The sequence below is a fragment of the Catenulispora rubra genome, from assembly GCF_015356825.1.
In the GTDB taxonomy this organism is placed as follows: Bacteria; Actinomycetota; Actinomycetes; order Streptomycetales; family Catenulisporaceae; genus Catenulispora; species Catenulispora rubra.
Genome location: NZ_JAACYW010000597.1, coordinates 1 through 1,767 on the forward strand (window position 1 = coordinate 1; position 1,767 = coordinate 1,767).

General features: G+C 71.6%; 2 protein-coding genes. Both read right to left on the bottom strand.

The window, feature by feature from the left end; genetic code table 11:
* The coding region (gene thrS, locus GWK61_RS54390; RefSeq protein WP_194922260.1) for a threonine--tRNA ligase at positions 1-1,247 on the bottom strand (1,247 nt) is incomplete at its 3' end.
* Positions 1,248-1,419: 172 nt separating this feature from the next.
* Positions 1,420-1,767 (bottom strand): efflux permease Rv1217c-related protein (locus tag GWK61_RS54395; RefSeq protein WP_499704283.1); only part of this gene is annotated, 348 nt, incomplete at its 5' end.

Genomic DNA, 1,767 nt, shown 5'->3' on the forward strand with positions numbered 1-1,767 from the left:
ACCCACAGCACCCTCCCCCGAGCCGCCACGCGCTCCCCGATCCGCTTCCCCGCCTCGGCGACCGACATCGGCTCCAGCCTCCGGCCGTCCCGCAGCCGGATCGCCACCGCCCCCGCAGCGGCCTCCCGGCCCCCGATCACCGCCTGGTACGGCACCAGCCGCGCCTCCCGGATCCGCGCCCCGAGGCTCCCACGCTCCGGGTCCAGCACCTCCGAGCGCAGCCCGAGGTCCAGGCACAGTTCGTGGAACTCCCGCGCGGCACCCGCCTCGTCCTCCCCGACCGGCAGCACCGCCACCTGCACCGGGGCCAGCCAGGCCGGGAACGCCCCGCCGTGCTGCTCGATCAGGTGCGCCATCACCCGCTCCAGGCTGCCCACGATGCTCCGGTGCACCATCACCGGCCGGTGCCGCGCCCCGTCGGCGCCGATGTACTCCAGCCCGAACTGCTCCGGCTGGTGGAAGTCGATCTGCACGGTCGACAGGGTCGACTCGCGCCCGGCCGGGTCGGCGATCTGCACGTCGATCTTCGGCCCGTAGAACGCCGCCTCGCCCTCGGCCTCCTCGTACTCCAGCCCCGAGGCGTCCAGCACCTCGCGCAGCATCCGGGTGGCCCGCTCCCACATCTCGGGCTTGTCGACGTACTTCCCGCCCGGCCCCGGCAGCGACAGCCGGAACCGCGCGGCCTCGATCCCGAGCGCCTCGTAGGCGTCCCGGATCAGCCGCAAGGCGGCCTGCGCCTCGGCCGGGACCTGGTCCAGGGTGCAGAAGATGTGCGCGTCGTTCAGGGTGATGGCCCGCACCCGGGTCAGCCCGCCGAGCGCCCCGGACATCTCCGAGCGGTACATGCCGCCGATCTCGGCCATCCGCAACGGCAGTTCGCGGTAGCTGTGCGCGCGGGAGCGGTAGATCAGCGCGTGGGTCGGACACAGGCTCGGCCGCAGCACCACCTGCTCGGCGCCCAGGTCCATCGGCGGGAACATGTCGTCGCTGTAGTGCTGCCAGTGGCCGGAGATCTCGTAGAGCTCACGCTTGCCGAGCACCGGCGAGTACACGTGCTGATATCCGGCGCGGCGCTCGACGGAGCGGATGTACTCCTCGACGGTGTGGCGTACGACCGCGCCGTCCGGGAGCCAGTACGGCAGCCCGGCGCCGATCAGCGGATCGGTGTCGAACAGCCCGAGCTCGCGGCCGAGCCTGCGGTGGTCGTGCTGGATCTCGTGCTGGATCTCGTGCTGGACCTCGCTCATGGGACCTCTCCTCGCTCGCGTCAGATGGGAGGGGCGAGGTCCCGGGAGAACGACGAAGCCCCGGGGCACTCGCCCCGGGGCTTCGTTTGCTGGTTCAGGAATCAGCGCGCCGGGACGGTGTCCGGCGTCGTCGTCTGCATGGCGCGCTTCATGTGATCAACGGTAGCAGATCTCACGCCGACGACACGTCCCTGCGTTGCACGCCGACCAGCCCCGCGACGGTCAGCACCGCGGCGACCGCCGTCATCCACACCAGCGGCGCCCAGTGGAACGCCCCGCCGGGCACCTTCGGGATGTGCGTGTACGGCGTCAGGTCCAGGAACCACTGCCCGGTGTTGATCAACGGCCCCAGATACGCGATGAACACCAGCACGCCGTACACCCCGTACGCCGCCGACGTCCACTTCGGCACCAGCCCGAACAGCGCCACCGCGGCCGCCGCGATGATCCACAGCGCCGGCGTGGTGACCAGCCCGGCCTTCACCATCTGCCCGACGTAGCCCCAGAAGTCGCCGAGCAC